Origin of the sequence: Enterococcus sp. FR204, from assembly GCF_031143325.1 — a bacterium.
Lineage (GTDB): Bacteria > Bacillota > Bacilli > Lactobacillales > Enterococcaceae > Enterococcus_B > Enterococcus_B faecium.
In genome coordinates, this window is record NZ_JAKZIW010000028.1 from 1 (window position 1) to 20,056 (window position 20,056).

The following is a 20,056-nucleotide window of genomic DNA, read 5'->3' on the forward strand; positions in this document are numbered from 1 at the left end:
GTATATAAACTATGTATATTCTTTAATATTTTTTGAGAATGCACTTCGTACATAATAAACTTTAATCACATTAGTCTTTCATACCTACGATCGATCTCTTTGACTCGCACCCATAAATTCATAATAGTTTGTCGGCGTCTTTGGACGTTTCGAAGATGAGCTACGCATTCTCTTCTTTTATAGACAAAAAAGAGAGAGACGAATATGGAGCTTCCAAATTTGGATATTTGATCCAATTTTGGAAGCTCCATTTATTTCGTGTCTGTCTTTTTATTTTTTCCAGCTTTCGACTAATTCTTGGTTCTCTTTGATCCAGTCTTTTGCTGCTTGCTGTGGATCTTTTCCATTGTTGATTTCCAACATAACTTTTTCCATATCTTTTTCTGACCAATGGAAATTGTCTAATACTTTGTAAGCTTCTGGCTGGTCTTCTTTCAATCCTTTTCGAACCATCGTATGGATCTGCTCTTCGCTTCCCATTCCGTTTTCAGGATCTTCTAAGTATTTCAGATCATATTTGGCAAACATCCAATGAGGTGTCCATCCTGTAACTACAATTGGTTCGTGTTTTTTGATCGCTTGACCTAGTGCAACGGTCATTGCTCCTGAAGAAGATGTCTCTACTTTCCAGTCTTTCAAGTTGTCATATTTTTGGATCGTGTTTTCAGCAGCCGTAACTACACCAGCTCCTGGCTCGATTCCTATGATTTTCTTACCTGCCTGATCGGTTAACTCATCGATCGAATTTACATCCATGTAGGCTGGCACTGCTAAACCAACTTTTGCTCCTGTCAAATTGGCACCTAGGTCTTCGACTTGATCTTTATATTGTGCATATTGTGAACCATGAGTTTTAGGTAGCCAAGCTGAAACCATGGCATCTGACTCGCCATTTGAAACAGATTTCCACATGATTGAATTATCTAATGGCGTCATCGTTACATCATAGCCCATTTGTTTCAATACTTCACCGACTACATTTGTTGAAGCAACTTCTGTATCCCATTCAACATAAGATAAGTTGATACGTTTTGTTTCTTTGGCAGATGAAAAACTCCCTATACCAATCGCACCTAAGATCACTACTACTACAGCACCAATGATCAATCCTTGACGTTTTTTACTTTTCTGTGTTGCTGCTCCTGCAGCTTTTTTATTATTTGGCTGGTTCAAATGCTGTGTAAAACGGTCAATGATGATTGCTAAGATAACTAATGCAACGCCGTTGACAAATCCATTCCCGACTTGTGCTCTTTGCAATGCTGATAATACGCCGCGTCCTAAGCCGGGTGCACCGATCATAGAGGCAATAACGACCATTGAAAGTGACAGCATTGTTGTTTGATTGATCCCTGCCATGATCGTACTTTTAGCTAAAGGCAATTCTAGTTTGAATAGTTTTTGACGACTTGTGCTCCCGAATGAATCAGAAGCTTCTACTAATTCTTTAGGAACTTGTCGAATCCCTAAATTCGTAAAACGAACGGTTGGTGGCAAAGCAAAGATGACTGAGGCAAATACCCCTGGAACCATCCCGATACCGAAAAATGCAACTGCTGGAATCAAATAAACGAATCCTGGCATTGTCTGCATAAAGTCAAGGATCGGTTTGATAATACTTTGGGCTTTACTGCTTTTTGCCATCAAGATCCCTAATGGTACCCCAATGATGATCGAGATCACACTAGATAAAAGAACAAGTGTGACAGTATTCATCAAATCATTCCATAGACCTTGGTTATAAATAAACCATAGACCGATTAATGTGAACAACGTAAGTCCTGGACGTTTCTTAGAAATAAAGAAAGCTGCTATCGTCAATAACAAGATAAACAAAGGAGCTGGAATCACTAACAGTAAATTTGTAATCCCCGACATCACTGCCTGTCCGATCGTTTGTAAAAATGAAAATAGGCCAGAAAAAGTTGTCGTAAACCATTCTGTGATATTTTCTACCCAGTTTGCCACTGGTAATTGATAGTTCAATAGATTATTCATGTTCACTCACCTCGCTTGTTTCTGCTAATGCTTCAATCACACTACCTCGGATGACGACACCTTTTAATTTTCCATCCTCTACAACTGCAAGTGGAGTCGGTGAGTCATAAATAATATTGAAAATATCACTTACCACCATGTCTTTCCCGATCACCGTCACATTTTCATCTAGGAAGTCGATCAATGGACGTTTTTGCTTCCTAGCTTCTAACGCTTGATCTGCAGTGATGATCCCTTTCAGGTGTCTCTTTCTGTCAACAGCCATCAGCATGCTGACTTCTTCATTACGCATCCTTGTCAATGCAACGTTTGGTCCATCAGATTCGATATTCGTCGTCAATGCAGGTACCATGATGTTTTGAGCCGTAAGCACTTTGGAACGATCGACTTCTTCCACAAATTCACGTACATAATCATTTGCTGGATTGGTCAATATTTCTTCACCTGTTCCGATCTGCATGATTTCGCCGTCTTTCATCAAGGCGATTCTGTCCCCAATCCGTAAAGCTTCATTCAAATCATGGGTAATGAAAATAATCGTTTTTTGAACATTGGCTTGCAGGTCCAGTAATTCGTCTTGCATTTCTCGACGGATCAGCGGATCAAGAGCCGAGAACGCTTCGTCCATCAGCAAGATCTCAGGATCATTTGCTAAAGCTCTGGCTAGGCCAACCCGTTGTTGCATCCCACCAGATAACTGACTAGGATATTGGTCTTTAAATGAAAGCAAACTAGAATTTTCTAATGCTTTTTCTGCTTTTTCTTGTCGTTCTTCTTTAGGTACACCACGGACTTCTAACCCGTATTCTGTATTTTCCAAGATCGTTCGATGTGGAAACAGACCGAAGTTTTGGAAAACCATATTGATTTTATGACGACGGACTTCTCGCAATTCTTCTTTGCTTAACTTCGATACATCTTCTCCATCAATATAGATACTGCCCGAAGTTGGCTCAATCAGACGATTCAATAGACGGATCAATGTGGATTTCCCACTCCCGGAAAGCCCCATGATCACGAAGATTTCTCCTTCTTTTACGTCAAAATTCACGTCATACACACCAACCGTTGCACCGGTTTTCTTTAAAATCTCCGTTTTCGGCTGGTGATCATTCATCATATCTAAAGCGGCTTGTGTCTTTTTACCAAATATCTTTGTTAAATGTTTTACTTCTACTTTTACCAAACAAATTCTCCTTTTTTATGTAAATTCATTTTTCTTTCTGAAAAAAGTGACCACACTATGTTAACATCATGTAGTCACTTTGTCAAAAATGAAAGAAATTTGCTTGTCCAAACTGAAAAAAACTTGGCTAAATCTTTGTAAATAAAAGGTTTAGCCAAGTTAATATTTTTTTAATATTTCACACAATCATTCTGCAAGCTGATGCTCCGGGTAAAAAAAGTTTGTCATACGCTGTAGCGTATATTCATTTCCAATAAAATGAACGATGTCCCCTGCCGTAAATTTAGCATAGGGGCCAGGTGAAACAAGCAGTTCTTCATTATGAGAAATTGCGATAACTGTGGCGCCAGTCGCCTGCCAGATATTCAACTCGCTAATCGAACGGTCCAGATGCATTGCTTTTTCTGATAAAGATAATTCAAACGGAAGTAAAGGATTCATCTTATGTATTCGCTTCGTTTGATTGACCAGCTGATCCAATAATTGAGAAAAATGATTCAGCTCATCTTGTTGCTTCTCCACACTTGCCATGATTTCTGCTTTTGTATCTTGGATGGATTGTACATCTTGATATTGCAATAGGAAATCTTTTGCTTTTTCCTTCGAAGCAACAAATGCCCCACTTCCATGCCGTACTTCCATGATTCCAAGATCTACCAGCACATTGATAGCCTTGCGGGTAGTCTCAGGAGAAGCATTGTACGTACTGGCAAGTGTTGAGCGGGCATGGATCTTCTCACCCACTTTATATCGGTTTTCAACGATACGTTCGGCTAAATCAACAGCAATCTGCTGGTAGCGCGGGCGGACGATTTTTTTCTTTCCAGACATTTTCTTTCCTCTTTCTTTTTTTACTTTCCCTCATCTTACTATGCTCTAGCAAAATAAGCAAAAAAGGGGAGAATAGCCTCTTGCAACGACTGATCATCGCTTGATCTGTTCCTTTTTTACTGGGCAAGCTGTTTGACAGTCATCACAATTCTTACCGGATTTTAAACGAGTATAGACAATGGCGCCTACACTTCCAAAGATTAACACACTTAATAAAAATGTCGCCATCCTATTCCTCTCCTTCTAATGACAATATAGTATAAAACTGGTTCTTGGATTTTGGCTGACGGAACAAAACATAAACGAGTCCTATCATCAGTAAAATAGCAAGATACGTCCCTAACGCTACCTGTCCACCCTCCAATAAGTGTCCCAACTGATAAATCACAAAACTAACTAAATAAGCTAAACCGCATTGATAGCCTATGGCGATCCAAGTCCATTTCTTGGCATTCATTTCCCGATGGATAGCCCCAATTGCCGCAAAACAAGGTGCACAAAGTAAATTGAAGGCTAACAATGAATAAGCTGCTGCGGGAGTATATGTGTGTTGTAGCACTTGCCAGATTTCTCTGCCATTTTCGGATACTTCCGCATGACCAAACAAAATACCAAATGTGCCAATAATATTTTCTTTAGCGACCAATCCTGTAATCGCTGCGACTGTTCCTTGCCAGTTTCCCCAACCAAGCGGCTGAAAAACAACTGCCAGGATTCGCCCGAAAAAGGCTAAGATACTTTGGTCTTCAGAAACAGGTTGAGCATAAAAATTATAAGAAGAGCTGAACCAGATCACGATACTAGAAACAAAGATAATCGTTCCTGCTTTTTTAACAAAAGACTTGCTGCGGTCATAGGTTTGTCTTAGGACCGCTGACCATTGAGGAAAATGATATGCGGGCAATTCCATGATAAAAGGAGCTGTATCTCCAGCAAACAAACGTGTTTTTTTCAAGCTGATTCCAGAGAAAATAATTGCAGTCATACCAAGAAAATAGGCAGAAGGAGCTACCCAAGATTGATGAGGAAAAAAGGCCCCTGCTACTAAGGCAATAATCGGCAACTTTGCAGAACAAGGCATGAAGGTTGTGACCATGATCGTCAAACGACGATCTTGCTCGTTTTCAATCGTGCGACTGGCCATGACGCCTGGCACTCCACATCCTGTAGCAATCAGCATAGGAATGAAGGATTTTCCTGAAAGACCGAATTTCCTGAAAAGTCGATCCATGACAAAAGCGATCCTCGCCATATATCCGCAGTCTTCCAGAAAGCTCAAGCATAAAAACAATATAATCAATTGCGGTAGAAATCCTAACACTGCTCCCACGCCTGCGATGATGCCGTTCAAGATCAGCTCCTGCATCCATCCCGCTACTTGCCATTCAGCTAACAATCTGCCAACATGTTCTGGTAACCATGTACCAAACAATGTGTCATTGATCCAATCTGTCCCCATTGTTCCTACTGTTTGAATAGCCAGATAATAGATCAGCCACATCACAAATGCGAAGATCGGCAAGGCTAACCAACGATTCGTTGCAATCTGATCGATTTTGTCACTCATCGATAATTGGAAAGAATCATTTGACACAACACAGAGTGTACATAGTTGGGTAATAAATTCATAACGTTCATTGACCAGAATCGTCTCACTATCGTCGTCCAATAGTTTCTCTGTTAACTGGATCAGTTGCTCGATCTCTTTTTGCTGAGAAACTGCTATCTCGTAATCCTCTCTTACCTTCTGATCTCGTTCAAAATATTTCATTGCATACCAGCGTTTCTTGCCGCTTTGTTCTCCTAGTACATCTTCAATTTCATGTAAAGCTGCTTCTACACGTGGATCATATGTACAGGGAACAGGAATAGAAGGCCGCTTTTTTGCAGACTCCTGAATCTTTTCGATTAGTTTTTCGATTCCTTGCTTTTTCAATACGCTGATTGGTAAAACTGGTACACCAAGACCATAGGAAAGCTTTTCTAGATTGATTTTTTTTCCTTCTTTTTTGATGACATCCATCATATTCAGACCAATGATCATAGGAATGTCTAAATCCAATAACTGCGTAGTTAAATAAAGATTCCGTTCTAAATTGGTAGCATCAATAATGTTGATGATCAGTTCAGGCTGTTCCTGAACCAAATAATCTCTTGCAATCACTTCTTCTGGTGTATAAGGAGACAAAGAATAGATGCCGGGTAGGTCCTGAATATGAATGTTCGGATTTTTTTTCAACGATCCTTCTTTTTTTTCTACTGTTACGCCCGGCCAATTCCCTACATATTGATTCGAACCAGTCAAGAGATTGAACAAGCTAGTTTTCCCGCTGTTTGGATTTCCGACTAACGCGATATTCATTCTTTTTCCTCCCTTTGTATCAAGATTAGTTCGGCCTCTGACTTTCGTAACGTCAGTTCATACCCTCGCACTGTCAGTTCGATTGGATCTCCCAGAGGGGCTAGTTTTCGGATAACTATTTTTACATTTCGCGTCAATCCCATATCCATTAACCGTCGCTTCACTGCGCCTTGTCCGTGGATTGCTACGACGATCCCAGTATCTCCTGCTTTTAATTGATCAAGAGAAGTCCAGCTTTCAGAGGAAGCAGTCTTTTTATTGACAAAGATTTGACCTAGTATTTCCCGACTTACTGCCACTCGATGACTTTTTACCAGTAAAATGGCATTGTTGCCTGATAAATTGACGACGACGATTTTACTTCCGGCAACGATCCCGATATTTTGCAAATGGCGTTTTGTTTTTTCTTCTGTTTCGATTCGTTCGACTTGATAAACGAAATTTTGCTTTGCCTGCGCTAAGGTCTGCATATTGATTCCTCTCTTGTGAAATAAATCATGTATTAAAATCATTCATTATATGTTCTAATTTTCTTACGTGTTACGCAAATAAATGAGAATCATTCTCACATAGAATACTCTCGGTAATTGAGAATGTCAATTATACTTGTGATATTATGAGCGAATCTTTAGTATTGATAGATAAAAATGAGAAAAAAATATTTCTTCATAGTTTTCCACAATTTTTTCTCTATTAAATTTGCTATTTTCCCACACGATACTTGTTTTCAGCTCTTTTTTCAAAAACACAAAACTTAGTATTCCACAGTTTCCACAACACAATATGTAGTGTTTGTTGTTTGACTTTTTTACTAAGAGTTTTATACTATCTATTATAGATAATAAGAATGTGTTAGAGGAGGCACTCACCATGAACGTAAAAATCTTTTCTAAAAATAATTGTATGCAATGTAAGATGGTCAAACGGTTTTTAACAGAAAATCAAATTGCTTTTGAAGAAGTCAATATCGATGAACAGCCTGAAGCAGTAGACTGGTTGAAAGCACAAGGATTCCAAAGTGTTCCTGTCATTACCTCTGATGCAGAAACAGTTATCGGATTCCGTCCTGATCAGTTGCGTAAACTTGCCAGCTAACATGACTAAAAGAATCAAAACGTGATACATGGATTTGAAGGGCTTGAGACAGCACCAGTTTTTGTCGCAAACTTCCAAATCCTTTTTTAAAGCTTAAAAACAATGCAATGATTTGCAATCAAGCATCATCAAATACGAAATGAAGGTTGGGCGTACGTATGAGTCTTAAAAATTTACAAGATGTCAGTTATTTCAAGCTGAATAATGAAATCAATCGGCCAGTCAATGGTCAAATCCCTTTGAATAAGGATAAAGAAGCTTTAGTTGCCTTTTTTGAGGAAAATGTCAAACCAAATACGATGACTTTTCCATCTATTATGGAAAAAATCAATTACTTGATCGATCAAGAATATATAGAAGCAGAATTCATTCAATTGTATTCACCATCATTTATTGAAAAGCTATATCAATTTTTGGACGAGCAACATTTTTCTTTCAAATCTTTTATGGCTGCTTACAAATTTTATTCTCAATATGCGTTGAAAACCAACGACGGTTCCGCTTATCTGGAAACTTATGAAGATCGAGTAGCCTTCAATGCGCTTTACTTTGCGAACGGGGATGAAGAATTAGCACTTGCTCTTGCAGACGAAATGATCCATCAACGATATCAGCCAGCTACACCTTCTTTCTTGAATGCTGGACGTAAACGTCGGGGCGAATTGGTGTCTTGTTTCTTGACTCAAGTCACTGACGATATGAACTCTATCGGGCGCTCAATCAACTCTGCTTTGCAATTGTCCCGTATTGGTGGCGGCGTAGGGATTACTTTATCAAATCTTCGTGAAGCCGGCGCTCCTATCAAAGGATATGAGGGTGCTGCAAGTGGTGTCGTTCCAGTCATGAAATTATTCGAAGATAGTTTCAGCTATTCTAATCAATTAGGTCAGCGTCAAGGAGCTGGCGTGGTTTATTTGAACGTTTTCCATCCAGACATTATTGCTTTCCTTTCAGCAAAAAAAGAAAATGCAGATGAAAAGATTCGCGTAAAAACTCTTTCTCTTGGCGTGATCGTACCTGATAAATTTTATGAATTGACACGTAAAAACGAAGATATGTATTTATTTAGTCCATATAGTGTCGAAAAAGAATATGGTGTCCCATTCTCTTATGTAGATATTACAGCTGAGTATGATCATCTAGTTGCAAATCCAAACATTCGCAAACAAAAAATCAAAGCGCGTGATCTTGAAAATGAAATCTCAAAATTACAACAAGAATCTGGCTATCCTTACGTAATCAATATTGATACAGCGAACCGCGAGAATCCAATCGATGGCAAGATCATCATGAGTAATTTATGTTCAGAGATTTTACAAGTTCAAACGCCTTCTGTGATTAACGGCAAACAGGAATATGAAGTATTAGGAACAGATATCTCATGTAACTTAGGCTCGACAAATATCGTGAATTTGATGCAAAGCCCTAACTTTGGTCAATCTGTGCGTACGATGACTCGTGCATTGACATTTATTACAGATGCATCTGATATCGATGTCGTACCACCGATCCAAAACGGAAATAAGCTGAATCATACGATTGGATTAGGTGCCATGGGCTTACACACTTATCTTGCAAAAGAACAAATGGAATATGGCTCAGAGGATTCATTAGACTTTACAAATATTTACTTCATGCTGTTGAATTATTGGACACTTGTTGAAAGCAACAATATCGCTCGTGAAAGAAAACAAGTTTTCCATAATTTTGAAAAATCAGCTTATGCTGACGGCACTTATTTCGAAAAATACGTAACTGGAGAATTCCAGCCAAAATCAGAAAAAGTCAAATCATTGTTTGAAGGCATTTTTATCCCAACTGCTGAAGATTGGAATGCTTTGAAACAAGCAGTAATGAAAGATGGACTGTATCATCAAAATCGCTTGGCAGTAGCACCAAATGGCTCAATTTCATATATCAACGATACGAGTGCAAGTATTCATCCTATCACTCGCATGATCGAAGAACGCCAAGAGAAGAAAATCGGTAAAATTTATTACCCAGCGCCTTATCTATCCAATGAGACGATTCCGTATTACACTTCTGCTTATGATATGGACATGCGTAAAGTAATCGATGTTTATGCAACGGCACAACAACACGTCGATCAAGGCATGAGTTTGACTTTATTCATGCGTTCTGAAATCCCAGAAGGCATTTATGAATGGAAGACAACAACGAAGCAAACGACACGTGATTTGAATATTTTAAGACATTACGCTTTCCATAAAGGAATCAAATCCATTTATTACGTACGTACCTTTACTGATGATGCAGAAGAAATCGGAAGCAATCAATGTGAAAGCTGCGTGATCTAATATCATAGATAGATTCGCTTATTCATATTTTAATTAAAGGAGCATTCTCATGTCAGAAACATATTATGAAGCAATAAACTGGAATGAAATTGAAGATATCATTGATAAATCCACTTGGGAGAAGCTGACAGAGCAATTTTGGCTAGATACACGTATCCCACTTTCAAATGACCTAGATGATTGGCGTACATTGTCTCAATTGGAAAAAGATACAGTAGGACATGTATTTGGCGGTTTGACACTGCTAGATACTGTCCAATCTGAAAGTGGCATGGATCAGTTGCGTAAAGATGTCCGCACTCCCCATGAAGAAGCCGTTTTGAACAATATTCAATTCATGGAATCCGTTCATGCCAAAAGTTATTCTTCTATTTTTAGTACACTGAATACGAAAAAAGAAATCGAAGAAATTTTTGACTGGACAAATACGAATCCTTATCTGCAAAAAAAAGCTGAGCGTATCAATGAAATCTACAAACACGGTACACCGCTAGAAAAGAAAATTGCCAGCGTCTTTTTAGAAACATTCTTGTTCTATTCAGGTTTTTATACTCCTCTTTATTATTTAGGAAACAACAAATTGGCTAACGTAGCAGAGATCATCAAACTAATCATCCGAGATGAATCTGTACATGGAACCTACATCGGTTACAAATTCCAATTAGGATTCAACGAGTTACCTGAAGCAGAACAAGAAACGTTAAAAGACTGGATGTACAATCTTCTTTATGAGCTTTACGAAAACGAAGAACGTTATACAGAAGAATTATACGATCCAATCGGCTGGACAGAAGAAGTCAAGACATTCCTACGCTATAATGCCAACAAAGCATTGATGAACTTAGGGATGGATCCACTCTTTCCAGATACTGCCAATGATGTCAACCCAATCGTAATGAACGGGATTTCAACAGGCACAAGCAACCATGACTTCTTCTCACAAGTCGGAAACGGCTATTTGTTAGGTCATGTAGAAGCGATGAAAGACGACGATTATTTGATTGGATTGGAGTAAGGATTTATTTTAATTCAAAAATTTTTCGAAAAATAAAAAGAGTTTAGCGTACAGATATTTTAAATGTACACTGAACTCTTTTTTATGCTTATTCACTTGTTTCTTCCAGCACTTTTGGACTGTCTAACTTTTCCGAAACATGTTCCATTCTTCTCAATAAATAGATTTTCCGGATATTTAATATTATCGTCTTAATCACTGCATAGACAGGTATGCAAATCAGCATGCCTAATATTCCTGCGACACTTCCTGCTCCAATCAATACCAAGATGATCGTCAAAGGATGGATATTCATTGATTTCCCAAATAACAACGGCTTGATCAAATTTCCATCTAATTGTTGGATCACTAAAATCGACAACGCCATATACAAAGCTTGAAATGGAGAGATAAACAAACCGACAATGATTGCTGGTACCGCTCCAATAAAAGGGCCGACATACGGGATAATATTCGTGATTCCGCAAATGACCGCAAGCAACAAGCTATAAGGCTGATCGAATATTCTCATTGCCAAAAAGCTCATTACACCAATAATCAAAGCATCTAAGATCGTACTGCTGATATAGGCAGATAATGTTTCGTTTAATTCTTTTACCGTTTGGCGTAACTCTTTACGAATCGCTTTCGGAAAGAAGTGAGACAACGCATCAATAAATTTGTGCCCATCCTTGAACATAAATAGCAAAATAAATGGAACGGTAAATAACAAAATAAAAAATTGCATCATAAATGAAATGATTTTTGAGACACTTGCAGATAAACTGACTAATATGATATTGAACAAATTACTAAGAGATAAATTTGCTGATGCTAATTGTTCTTCCAAATTGAAATTTTTAAACTCTTCCCGCTGCGCCAATTCATTTAACCATTTGCTTGTTTCATCTGCATACGTTGGCAAGCTCTGGGTCAATTGAATTGTCTGTTCCATTAACTGAGGCACTACATTCATGACAGTTAAAACAACTAAAATGATTACGACCAAAAACGTCAATAAAAAACCGAACACTCTCGGGATCCGATGCTTTTCGAGAAAAACAACGATTGGATCGAACATATAATAGATAAAACCAGCAACAAGCAATGGTAAAAAATAGCCGAAAGCATTTTCAATATTGGACTAAAAATATTCGGCATTTGTAAAATAAAGTACACGCCGATGATCGTGAGTACTAGCTCCACTGTCCAGAAAAATAATTTTGATTGTTTAAAACGTGATTGCATACATCTCCTCCAAGGTCCTTTGATACTTCTATTCTATCATTTAACAAAGAGTTACGCGCTGAGATTTTCATTTGCTTAAAAAAAACAAAAAAAAATAAACATATTTTAATGAGTAGACGAGTACTTAAACAAAAACACGGTTTGGAGTAGTGACAAAAATTATACTGCAGTCCCTTTTTCCAAATAAACGGTGTTCAAAAGCTTGCATCTTCGTAATAAGCCCAGCCAAACGAAAAATATAAGGAACTATTTTTATTTGGCTGGGCTTATTACTTGATGTAGGACATCTATTTTACAACCTCAGATCATTTATTGCGTAATACTGACTAAATGCAATTTTGTGATATTTTTGTGTACGGACAACTCCTCGATCACATCGGCATAAGTGAGCCCTTTTGGAAGATCAATCGTATAGATATTTTTGTACACTCGGTAGTCATCAACGAATTTTACGTCAAAATTCACATCTTCGATTACGATATTTTTCTCTTCAAAATAATCGGTAAGAAAATCTTTGGTTTCTTTTCTATGGATAAATTGGATTTCTAACTTTTTAGTCGTAGGTACATGGATCACGCGTTTCACTACTGTGAGTGCAATAGCAATCCCGATAAAACTGATGATCGCAATGGAATAGTAACCCATGCCGATGGCGATCCCTAATCCAGCAATAGCCCATAAAGAAGCGGCAGTCGTAAGTCCCGTCACCGATTGTTTCGTGACGATGATCGTTCCCGCGCCTAAGAAACCGACACCACTCACCACTTGAGCAATCAGCCTTGCTTCATCTGAACGAATCGTTCCAGCAAGCTGTGGATACTCTAAAGCATCTCTTAATGCTCCACTAGCGATCTCGACTTGGATCAATGCAATGATACATGCACCCATACAAACTAAAATATGCGTACGCATACCTGCTGGACGATTTTTATATTGTCGTTCAAAACCGATTGCTCCGCCAAATAGCATAGCGATCCCTAAACGTAAAATAATCTCTGGAATTGTCAATACCATATCATTCATCTAAACACCCTCCAGTCCAATATATCATGTCTGAAAGGAGCAGACAAAAAAAGTGCAATTTTTACCTTTTACGAAAAAAGGACTGTGACAAAATTTTTGTCATAGTCCTTTTTATGAATAAACGGTGTTCAATCAGCTGACCCTCGGTATTAGCTCAACAAACGGCAAAATATGGGGAGCTATTTTTCCTTAGTCTTCTCTAATACTCAGGTCAAAACGCTGATTTTACAACCTCTTTAGCCTACTATTGAAAATTACAACTTACTTGCTGCTTCTTCATCGATGATCACAACAACATTGTCGTGGTTTTGCAATACACTTGCTGGTAAATGATTCGTTACAGGTCCTTCAATCATCCCTTTGATTGCATCAGCTTTGCTTTCGCCAAATGCCATCAAGACGATTTCTTTACTTTTCATAATTGAACCGATTCCCATTGAAACAGCTTTTGTTGGTACATCTTCTGCTTTATCGAAGAATCGTTTGTTTGCATTGATTGTTGATTCTGTTAAGTCAACTACTGAAGTCGTTCCGTCAAATGAAGCACCAGGTTCATTGAAACCGATATGTCCATTTTGCCCGATTCCTAAGATTTGGATATCGATTGGATGTGCATCGATGATTTGATCATACTTTTTGCATGCTGCTTCCAGATCTTCTGCTTTTCCATCTGGTACAAACGTTTCTTTGAATGGTTTTTTATCAAATAATTGGACATCCATGAAATGACGGTAGCTTTGTTCATCTGAACCGCCTAGTCCAACGTACTCATCTAAGTTTACAGAAGTCATTTCACTGAAATCCAAATCGCTTGAAGTCATTTCTTTATATAAAGTAACTGGTGTGCTTCCTGTTGCCAATCCTAATACTTTTGCACCTTTGTTCATACCTTCTTTGATGATTTCAAATGCTTTTTTTCCGCCTTCTTCAGCGTTTTTTACACGAATGATTTCCATAGTGATTGCTCCTTTGTATTTTGGTATAGCCCAATTATAGCATTCTTTTTTTCTTTTTACAATAATTAGTATAGACCAAAGTGCATTTTTTTCATTTTCTTGACAATAAATAGGAATCCGTGTTAGGTTTCATAAGATGGTTCAATCAAACAATCCATGTTGCATGAAAACCAAGCAAGTGATTCACTGTGGACGCTTTATGTCTGCAGTTTTTTTATGAAAAAGGAGTTATTATGAGTATACTGACATTAAACAACATTACCCAGCAATTTGGCGACAAAATCCTCTATGAAGGTGTCGATCTGCAATTAAATGCTGGCGAACATCTTGGGCTGATTGGACAAAACGGAGCCGGTAAAAGTACATTGATTAAAATCATCACTGGTGAGATCTTACCAGATGACGGACAGATCCATTGGCAAAAAAATATTCACAAAGGTTACCTCGATCAATATGTGGAAGTCGATGAAACATTAACAATCGAAGAATTTCTAAAAACTGCGTACGCAAAAGAATACGAAAAGGAAGAAAAAATTGCTTTTCTTTACCAAACATATAGCGAGACCTTCGATGATTCCTTGCTGGAAAAAGCTGGGAAACTCCAAACGGAATTAGACCAAGGAGTGTTTTATCAAATCGACACCTTAGTTGCTGAGATGAGCAGCGGGTTGGGGATCGATGTCTTAGGTTTAGATTCACTGTTGAAAAATCTAAGTGGTGGACAACGTTCAAAGGTGATTTTAGCAAAACTACTTTTAGAAAACCCAGATGTTCTGATCTTAGATGAACCAACCAATCACTTAGATGATCAGCATATCCAATGGCTGACGCAGTTTCTTCAGGATTTTGACGGTGCGTATATCGTGATTTCCCATGACCAAGAATTTCTTGATCAGATCACCACCCATATCGCAGACATCGAGTTTGGAAAGATTACTAAGTATACTGGCCATCTAAAACAAGCATTGAAACAAAAGGAACAAAATCGCGAAAGCTATTTGCGCCAATATCATGCTCAACAAAAACAAATCGAAAAGACCGAAGCTTATATTCGAAAATACAAAGCCGGTTCCCGATCAACGATGGCAAAAAGCCGACAAAAACAATTAGATAAAATCGAACGGCTGACGCCTCCAGCTTCAGCAAGTAAAGCTGTCTTTGATTTTCCATTCTCGCCTATTGTCACGACATTAGCAGTGGAAACAACTGATTTAGTCATCGGATATGATCGACCGCTACTTGCACCCATCAATTTGACCATCCGCTTTGGTGAAAATATTGCCATTCGAGGCTTCAACGGGATTGGAAAATCTACTTTATTAAAAACACTGATCGGTGAGATTGAAAAAATAAGTGGCGATTTCCACTTCCCAGATAACACAAAAATCAATTACTTTTCACAAGATCTGTACTGGGAAAATCCATTAGAAACACCACTACAATATTTAAGCAGTCAATTTCCAAAAGCGACTATCAAAGAATTACGTCGCCAACTAGCTAAAGCAGGGTTAGTTAATCAATTAGCAAGTGAACCTCTCACTACATTAAGTGGTGGGGAACAAACTAAGGTGAAACTTGCACAGTTGACAATGAACCAAGGCAATTTACTGATTCTCGATGAACCGACGAACCATATCGATCAAGAAACGAAAGAAAGCTTACAAGACGGGATACAGAAATTTCCAGGAACAGTAATCATCGTCTCTCATGAACAAGAATTTTATCAAGATCTTGTGCAACGAGTCATTGAGATTGAACCAAAATAAACGTTTGATTGAATAGTTGAAAAAAAGGAGCTGTGACAAAAGTTTTGTCACAACTCCTTCTTCTGAATAAATGGTGTCCAATTAGCTGACCTTCGGTATTAGCTCAAAAAACGGCAAAATATGAGGAGCTATTTTTATTTGGCTATTCTTATTACTTGACGCAGAACAGCTTTTCACAACCTCTTTTCGTCTATTTTTTATTTTCGAGATTTCTCTTTCCTTTAAAAACAACTGTTTGAAAGAAGAACGCACATCCTTGAAAAACAAGCCCGCTAACCGTTACACCTAACCAGCCATACTGCTGCCACATTGTCGTCCCTAGCAATGAACCAGCCGCACCTCCAATAAAGTACATAAACATAAATACAGTATTATTTCGGTTGCTTGCTGCTTCACCTAGCCCTTGTACTCGTGTTTGATTGGCGACTTGACCAAATTGATTCCCGACGTCTAATAAAATAATAGCTAAAAGCAAAATGGCCAAATGGCTTCCGCCAACCAATAAAGCAATAAAGCTTATTGTTTGCATAACAAGTCCCATATACACGATTTTTCTTTCAGAATAAGAATCTGCCAGTCGTCCCACGATAGGTGCAGCAACTGCTCCAGACAAACCAAAAATAGCTAATATCCCTGCTTCGAATGTTCCCCAATTGTAGGCGGGACTGCTGATATAAAAAATCAACGTAGACCAAAAGATCGAAAATGTTCCAAACATGAAAAATCCACTGACTGCCGCTTCTCTTAATAGACGTTGAGAAGCAACTAAATGCGGCAAACTTTTAAGTGAATCAAGGTATGAAACAGCTGTACTACTTTGCTGGACAGAACGCGGCATTTTCCAGTAAAGCAGAAGTGTAAGAATTCCGACTGCACATAAAGCAAATAAATAGATCATCCGCCAAGAAAAAAGACTTGCAACAATGCCAGACACCGTGCGAGAAAGCAAAATCCCCACGAGTAAACCGCTAAGCAATGTACTCATGACCTTCCCTCTTGCTTTTGGTCCCGCTAATACCGCACCGTAAGGAATGATGATCTGTGGTACGATCGAAAGTAACCCAATCAAGAAAGAAGCGCATGCAAATAACGTAAACGAAGGCGCAAAAAAAGCGGCCAACAGAGAGACGGCAGATAACGCTGCCATTCGAATGATCAATTTTGGACGATCCACCACGTCCCCTAAAGGAACTAAAAACAGTAACCCTAACGCATAGCCTAATTGGGTCAACATCGTCAATATCCCGACTGCACTTGTGCTAACAGATAAGCTTGCTGCTACTTTCGTTCCAATCGGCTGGATATAATACATATTGGCAACAACAACGCCGCAAGTGATTGATAATAATAAAATAAGCGACGTTGTTAAAGGTGTTTTTTCATTACTCTTCATTGATTTCCCCCATTTCCTATCTTAGTTTACAACTTATGGAAAAGATTGGAAATAGAAAAATACAACTATTCGCCACACTTATTATTTTTGTCTTTGTTTTCCTTGTTTTTTCTTGCGATCTTTATAAATGAAGACAACTAACCCTACTAGCACAGTAACACTTGCAACCAACGTGACTGCAGTTTTGTTATATCCGTGAAACAGAGCTTCTCCCCCACACGCATACAACACAGATGAAGGGATGACTCCAATCACGATCGACATTACGATTTGCTGAAGAGGCAATTTCATCGCATCTGCAGCAAAATTGACCATAGAAGATGGGATCACCGGTATCATGTAACCTAACATTACGCCTATTTTTGGATGTTTCATTTGCCGAATGGATTGCACCCAATGATTCGTTTCGGTTTTCTTATCTAAAAATTTCAATCGGTGCATCAAAAACACAGCGGAGATATTGCCCAAAGCATTCCCTAAAACATTGATACCTGCCCCAATAAACGGACCAAAGCTCAAACCAGCGATGACTCCAACTACTGAAGTAGGAATACCTGGAACAGCACACATCACCGCTGTCAATACGATCAAGAGTATCGATGCAAAAGTCCCATGCGAACGAATATGTGCGAGTAGCTCTGCCTTACTCGCTCTCGGATTTAAAAATAATTGGATGTCTGTCTGATATTCTAAATACAACCGATAGCCCACTACCAGTATCAGAATGATTCCCAACGTGATCAACATCAATCGGATTATTTTCTTTTTCATATTTCCTCCTGAAAAAAATCTATATTCATTAAATAATAGTTTAACATAAAAACAAAAAAGCACCGAAATCCAACATAGGATCTCAGTGCTTTTAAATAGTAAAAATTATTTAACAGTTACAGATGCGCCAACTTCTTCAAGTTTAGCTTTCAATTCTTCAGCTTCTTCTTTAGATACGCCTTCTTTAACTGGTGCAGGAGCGCCATCAACTACAGCTTTAGCTTCTTTCAAGCCTAAACCAGTTGCTTCACGAACTGCTTTGATAACTTTAACTTTTTGGTCTCCAGCTGCAGTTAATTCTACAGTGAATTCTGTTTGTTCTTCAGCAGCAGCAGCGCCACCAGCAGCAGCTACAGCTACAGGAGCAGCAGCAGATACGCCAAATTCTTCTTCAATAGCTTTAACTAGGTCGTTAAGTTCTAGGATAGTTGCTTCTTTTAACTCAGCAACGATGTTTTCAATGTTCAATGCCATTATAATTTCCTCCGTTTAATTGTTCTTTTTTATTTAATGCTTTATGCGGCAATTAAGCTGCATCTCCATCTTCTTTGTCTGCCACTGCTTTGACAGCGTAAGCCACGTTGCGGACTGGCGCTTGTAGTACAGATAGCAACATAGATAGAAGTCCTTCGCGATTTGGCAATTTTGCCAATGCTGTGATTTCTTCCAATGAAGAGACTTTACCTTCGATGATACCGCCTTTGATTTCTAATGCTTTTGCTTCTTTAGCAAATTCGTCCATGATTTTCGCTGGTGCGACTACATCTTCGTTACTGAATGCAACAGCTGTAGGTCCAGTGAATACTTCGTCCATGCCTTCAAGGCCAGCTTTTTTAGCTGCACGTGAAAGAATAGAATTTTTGATAACTTTCATTTCTACGTTAGCATCACGAAGTTGTTTACGTAAACGTGTTACTTCATCAACTGTTAATCCGCGGTAGTCAACGACTACTACTGATGCAGCTGCTGTAAATTTTTCGCTTACTTCATCAACGATTGCTGCTTTTTTTGCGATAATTGCTTCACTCATTTTTGAGTTTCACCTCCTGAATTTTGATGGAAGAGTTTTTTTGCACTGAAAAGGCAAATCACTTTTATAGTTACTTTGCTCAACCAGTATTGTTCATCATCTATTCACTTCGTTCATAGTGATTCACAATAAAAAACTCTATGCCACCGCAGACATAGAGGGACTATTGAATATATTCAATAAACGTCCTCGGTAGGAAATTAAGGCTTGATGCCACCTACTGTCTTCGGTACAAGTTAATTATTAACCTCAACTAGCTTAGCATGCTAAACTAGTTGAGTCAAGAATTATTTTTCAGTTGGATCAATCAACATTCTAATATTTAATTAGAAAGAAGCTTGGTCAACATGGATACCAGGTCCAAATGTTGTTGTGATCGTTACATTTTTCATGTATTGACCTTTAGCTGCTGATGGTTTAGCTTTTAGCAATACATCATGGATTGCTGCAAAGTTTTCAACTAATTTTTCATCGTCAAATGAAACTTTTCCGATTGGTACATGGATATTTCCAGCTTTGTCCACGCGGTAAGTTACTTTACCAGCTTTCACTTCGTTTACTGCTTTTGTTACGTCCATTGTAACTGTACCAGTTTTAGGGTTTGGCATTAAGCCTTTTGGTCCTAATACTCGTCCTAGACGACCTACAGTAGCCATCATATCAGGTGTTGCAACAACTACATCAAAGTCAAACCATCCGTTTTGGATTTTTTGAACCATGTCGTCGTCACCTACGAAATCTGCACCAGCTGCTTCAGCTTCTTTTGCTTTGTCTCCTTTAGCAAAAACTAAAACAGTTTGTGTTTTACCAGTTCCGTTTGGTAATACAACAGCACCACGGATTTGTTGGTCTGCTTTTTTAGGGTCTACGTTCAAACGGTATGCAACTTCAACTGTTGCATCAAATTTTGCAATGTTTGTTTCTTTTGCTAAAGCTACTGCTTCGGCAACAGGATAAACTTTACTTGAATCAACTTTTTTTAATGCATCTTGCATTTTTTTGCTCTTTTTAGCCATTTTGGTTCCTCCTTGATTGTGGTTATAACGGTTGTACCTCCCACGTGTTCTATATCTTTCAATATAGAG

17 protein-coding genes, 1 pseudogene and 1 other annotated feature are annotated in these 20,056 nt (G+C 38.4%); of the genes and pseudogenes, 4 read left to right on the forward strand and 14 right to left on the reverse strand.

The features are described 5' to 3' along the window. Positions 1 to 270: 270 nt before the first annotated feature. The 6 genes from RG571_RS07690 to RG571_RS07715 form a co-directional block, all read right to left on the reverse strand. Entirely contained in the window at positions 271 to 1,998 is a 1,728-nt protein-coding gene (locus RG571_RS07690) for an ABC transporter permease/substrate binding protein (RefSeq protein ID WP_002327274.1), read from the reverse strand. Next, positions 1,991 to 3,184, reverse strand: coding sequence for a glycine betaine/L-proline ABC transporter ATP-binding protein (locus tag RG571_RS07695; RefSeq protein ID WP_002287805.1), 1,194 nt, complete (start codon positions 3,182 to 3,184; stop codon positions 1,991 to 1,993). Before RG571_RS07695 ends, RG571_RS07690 begins: the two co-directional genes overlap by 8 nt. A gap of 186 nt (positions 3,185 to 3,370) precedes the next feature. After that, positions 3,371 to 4,015, reverse strand: coding sequence for a GntR family transcriptional regulator (locus RG571_RS07700; RefSeq protein WP_002287801.1), 645 nt, complete (start codon positions 4,013 to 4,015; stop codon positions 3,371 to 3,373). A 93-nt stretch (positions 4,016 to 4,108) separates the two neighbouring features. Then, positions 4,109 to 4,243 (reverse strand): hypothetical protein, encoded by a 135-nt coding sequence (locus RG571_RS07705; RefSeq protein ID WP_002339871.1) that lies wholly within the window; start codon positions 4,241 to 4,243, stop codon positions 4,109 to 4,111. 1 nt (position 4,244) lies between these two features. Beyond that, on the reverse strand, positions 4,245 to 6,377 hold the full coding sequence (feoB, locus tag RG571_RS07710) for a ferrous iron transport protein B (RefSeq protein WP_002319009.1): 2,133 nt from the start codon (positions 6,375 to 6,377) through the stop codon (positions 4,245 to 4,247). Beyond that, a complete protein-coding gene (locus tag RG571_RS07715) occupies positions 6,374 to 6,847 on the reverse strand; it encodes a ferrous iron transport protein A (RefSeq protein ID WP_002319008.1) in 474 nt (157 codons plus the stop codon). Before RG571_RS07715 ends, feoB begins: the two co-directional genes overlap by 4 nt. A 400-nt stretch (positions 6,848 to 7,247) precedes the next feature. On the opposite strand from RG571_RS07715, the gene nrdH reads away from it, so the two are divergent. The 3 genes from nrdH (at position 7,248) to nrdF (ending at position 10,805) form a co-directional block, all read left to right on the forward strand. Further along, the gene (gene nrdH / locus RG571_RS07720; RefSeq protein WP_002287795.1) at positions 7,248 to 7,472 is read left to right on the forward strand and encodes a glutaredoxin-like protein NrdH; all 225 of its coding nucleotides are present in this window, start codon (positions 7,248 to 7,250) and stop codon (positions 7,470 to 7,472) included. Positions 7,473 to 7,630: 158 nt separating this feature from the next. Next, on the forward strand, positions 7,631 to 9,790 hold the full coding sequence (gene nrdE, locus RG571_RS07725) for a class 1b ribonucleoside-diphosphate reductase subunit alpha (protein ID WP_139903267.1): 2,160 nt from the start codon (positions 7,631 to 7,633) through the stop codon (positions 9,788 to 9,790). A gap of 49 nt (positions 9,791 to 9,839) precedes the next feature. Further along, complete coding sequence (gene nrdF, locus RG571_RS07730) at positions 9,840 to 10,805, forward strand: class 1b ribonucleoside-diphosphate reductase subunit beta (protein WP_002287792.1); 966 nt, start codon at positions 9,840 to 9,842, stop codon at positions 10,803 to 10,805. Between the two features lie 88 nt (positions 10,806 to 10,893). Here nrdF and RG571_RS07735 read toward each other — a convergent pair. From RG571_RS07735 to nagB, 3 genes and pseudogenes are all read right to left on the reverse strand, one after another. Next, positions 10,894 to 12,032 (reverse strand): annotated as a pseudogene (locus RG571_RS07735) (AI-2E family transporter). Between the two features lie 309 nt (positions 12,033 to 12,341). Then, on the reverse strand, positions 12,342 to 13,055 hold the full coding sequence (locus tag RG571_RS07740; RefSeq protein ID WP_002319006.1) for an MgtC/SapB family protein: 714 nt from the start codon (positions 13,053 to 13,055) through the stop codon (positions 12,342 to 12,344). A gap of 254 nt (positions 13,056 to 13,309) precedes the next feature. Continuing rightward, positions 13,310 to 14,011 (reverse strand): glucosamine-6-phosphate deaminase, encoded by a 702-nt coding sequence (nagB, locus tag RG571_RS07745; protein WP_002287787.1) that lies wholly within the window; start codon positions 14,009 to 14,011, stop codon positions 13,310 to 13,312. A gap of 233 nt (positions 14,012 to 14,244) precedes the next feature. Between nagB and RG571_RS07750 the strand changes: the two genes are divergently transcribed. Then, positions 14,245 to 15,777 carry an ABC-F family ATP-binding cassette domain-containing protein gene (locus tag RG571_RS07750; RefSeq protein ID WP_002290558.1) on the forward strand — a complete coding sequence of 511 codons (1,533 nt, stop codon included), beginning with the start codon at positions 14,245 to 14,247 and terminating at the stop codon, positions 15,775 to 15,777. 190 nt (positions 15,778 to 15,967) lie between these two features. Here the strand turns inward: RG571_RS07750 and RG571_RS07755 are convergent, their stop codons facing one another. The 5 genes from RG571_RS07755 to rplA form a co-directional block, all read right to left on the reverse strand. After that, the gene (locus tag RG571_RS07755) at positions 15,968 to 17,170 is read right to left on the reverse strand and encodes an MFS transporter (protein WP_002339876.1); all 1,203 of its coding nucleotides are present in this window, start codon (positions 17,168 to 17,170) and stop codon (positions 15,968 to 15,970) included. An 81-nt stretch (positions 17,171 to 17,251) separates the two neighbouring features. After that, positions 17,252 to 17,941, reverse strand: a complete 690-nt coding sequence (locus RG571_RS07760; protein WP_002319571.1) for a TVP38/TMEM64 family protein — start codon at positions 17,939 to 17,941, stop codon at positions 17,252 to 17,254. A 105-nt stretch (positions 17,942 to 18,046) separates the two neighbouring features. Next, positions 18,047 to 18,415, reverse strand: a complete 369-nt coding sequence (gene rplL / locus RG571_RS07765; protein ID WP_002294588.1) for a 50S ribosomal protein L7/L12 — start codon at positions 18,413 to 18,415, stop codon at positions 18,047 to 18,049. Between the two features lie 52 nt (positions 18,416 to 18,467). Next, positions 18,468 to 18,971 (reverse strand): 50S ribosomal protein L10, encoded by a 504-nt coding sequence (gene rplJ / locus RG571_RS07770; protein ID WP_002291634.1) that lies wholly within the window; start codon positions 18,969 to 18,971, stop codon positions 18,468 to 18,470. Between the two features lie 120 nt (positions 18,972 to 19,091). Further along, positions 19,092 to 19,219: a sequence feature (ribosomal protein L10 leader region), on the reverse strand. A 78-nt stretch (positions 19,220 to 19,297) separates the two neighbouring features. Further along, entirely contained in the window at positions 19,298 to 19,987 is a 690-nt protein-coding gene (gene rplA / locus RG571_RS07775) for a 50S ribosomal protein L1 (protein WP_002294587.1), read from the reverse strand. Between the last annotated feature and the right edge of the window lie 69 nt (positions 19,988 to 20,056).

Coding starts and splice junctions, on each gene's coding strand:
- RG571_RS07690 (WP_002327274.1), bottom strand. CDS start 1,998: ATGAATAATCTATTGAACTATCAATTACCAGTGGCAAACTGGGTAGAA.
- RG571_RS07700 (WP_002287801.1), bottom strand. CDS start 4,015: ATGTCTGGAAAGAAAAAAATCGTCCGCCCGCGCTACCAGCAGATTGCT.
- RG571_RS07705 (WP_002339871.1), bottom strand. CDS start 4,243: ATGGCGACATTTTTATTAAGTGTGTTAATCTTTGGAAGTGTAGGCGCC.
- feoB (WP_002319009.1), bottom strand. CDS start 6,377: ATGAATATCGCGTTAGTCGGAAATCCAAACAGCGGGAAAACTAGCTTG.
- RG571_RS07715 (WP_002319008.1), bottom strand. CDS start 6,847: ATGCAGACCTTAGCGCAGGCAAAGCAAAATTTCGTTTATCAAGTCGAA.
- nrdH (WP_002287795.1), top strand. CDS start 7,248: ATGAACGTAAAAATCTTTTCTAAAAATAATTGTATGCAATGTAAGATG.
- nrdE (WP_139903267.1), top strand. CDS start 7,631: ATGAGTCTTAAAAATTTACAAGATGTCAGTTATTTCAAGCTGAATAAT.
- nrdF (WP_002287792.1), top strand. CDS start 9,840: ATGTCAGAAACATATTATGAAGCAATAAACTGGAATGAAATTGAAGAT.
- RG571_RS07740 (WP_002319006.1), bottom strand. CDS start 13,055: ATGAATGATATGGTATTGACAATTCCAGAGATTATTTTACGTTTAGGG.
- nagB (WP_002287787.1), bottom strand. CDS start 14,011: ATGGAAATCATTCGTGTAAAAAACGCTGAAGAAGGCGGAAAAAAAGCA.
- RG571_RS07750 (WP_002290558.1), top strand. CDS start 14,245: ATGAGTATACTGACATTAAACAACATTACCCAGCAATTTGGCGACAAA.
- RG571_RS07755 (WP_002339876.1), bottom strand. CDS start 17,170: ATGAAGAGTAATGAAAAAACACCTTTAACAACGTCGCTTATTTTATTA.
- RG571_RS07760 (WP_002319571.1), bottom strand. CDS start 17,941: ATGAAAAAGAAAATAATCCGATTGATGTTGATCACGTTGGGAATCATT.
- rplL (WP_002294588.1), bottom strand. CDS start 18,415: ATGGCATTGAACATTGAAAACATCGTTGCTGAGTTAAAAGAAGCAACT.
- rplJ (WP_002291634.1), bottom strand. CDS start 18,971: ATGAGTGAAGCAATTATCGCAAAAAAAGCAGCAATCGTTGATGAAGTA.
- rplA (WP_002294587.1), bottom strand. CDS start 19,987: ATGGCTAAAAAGAGCAAAAAAATGCAAGATGCATTAAAAAAAGTTGAT.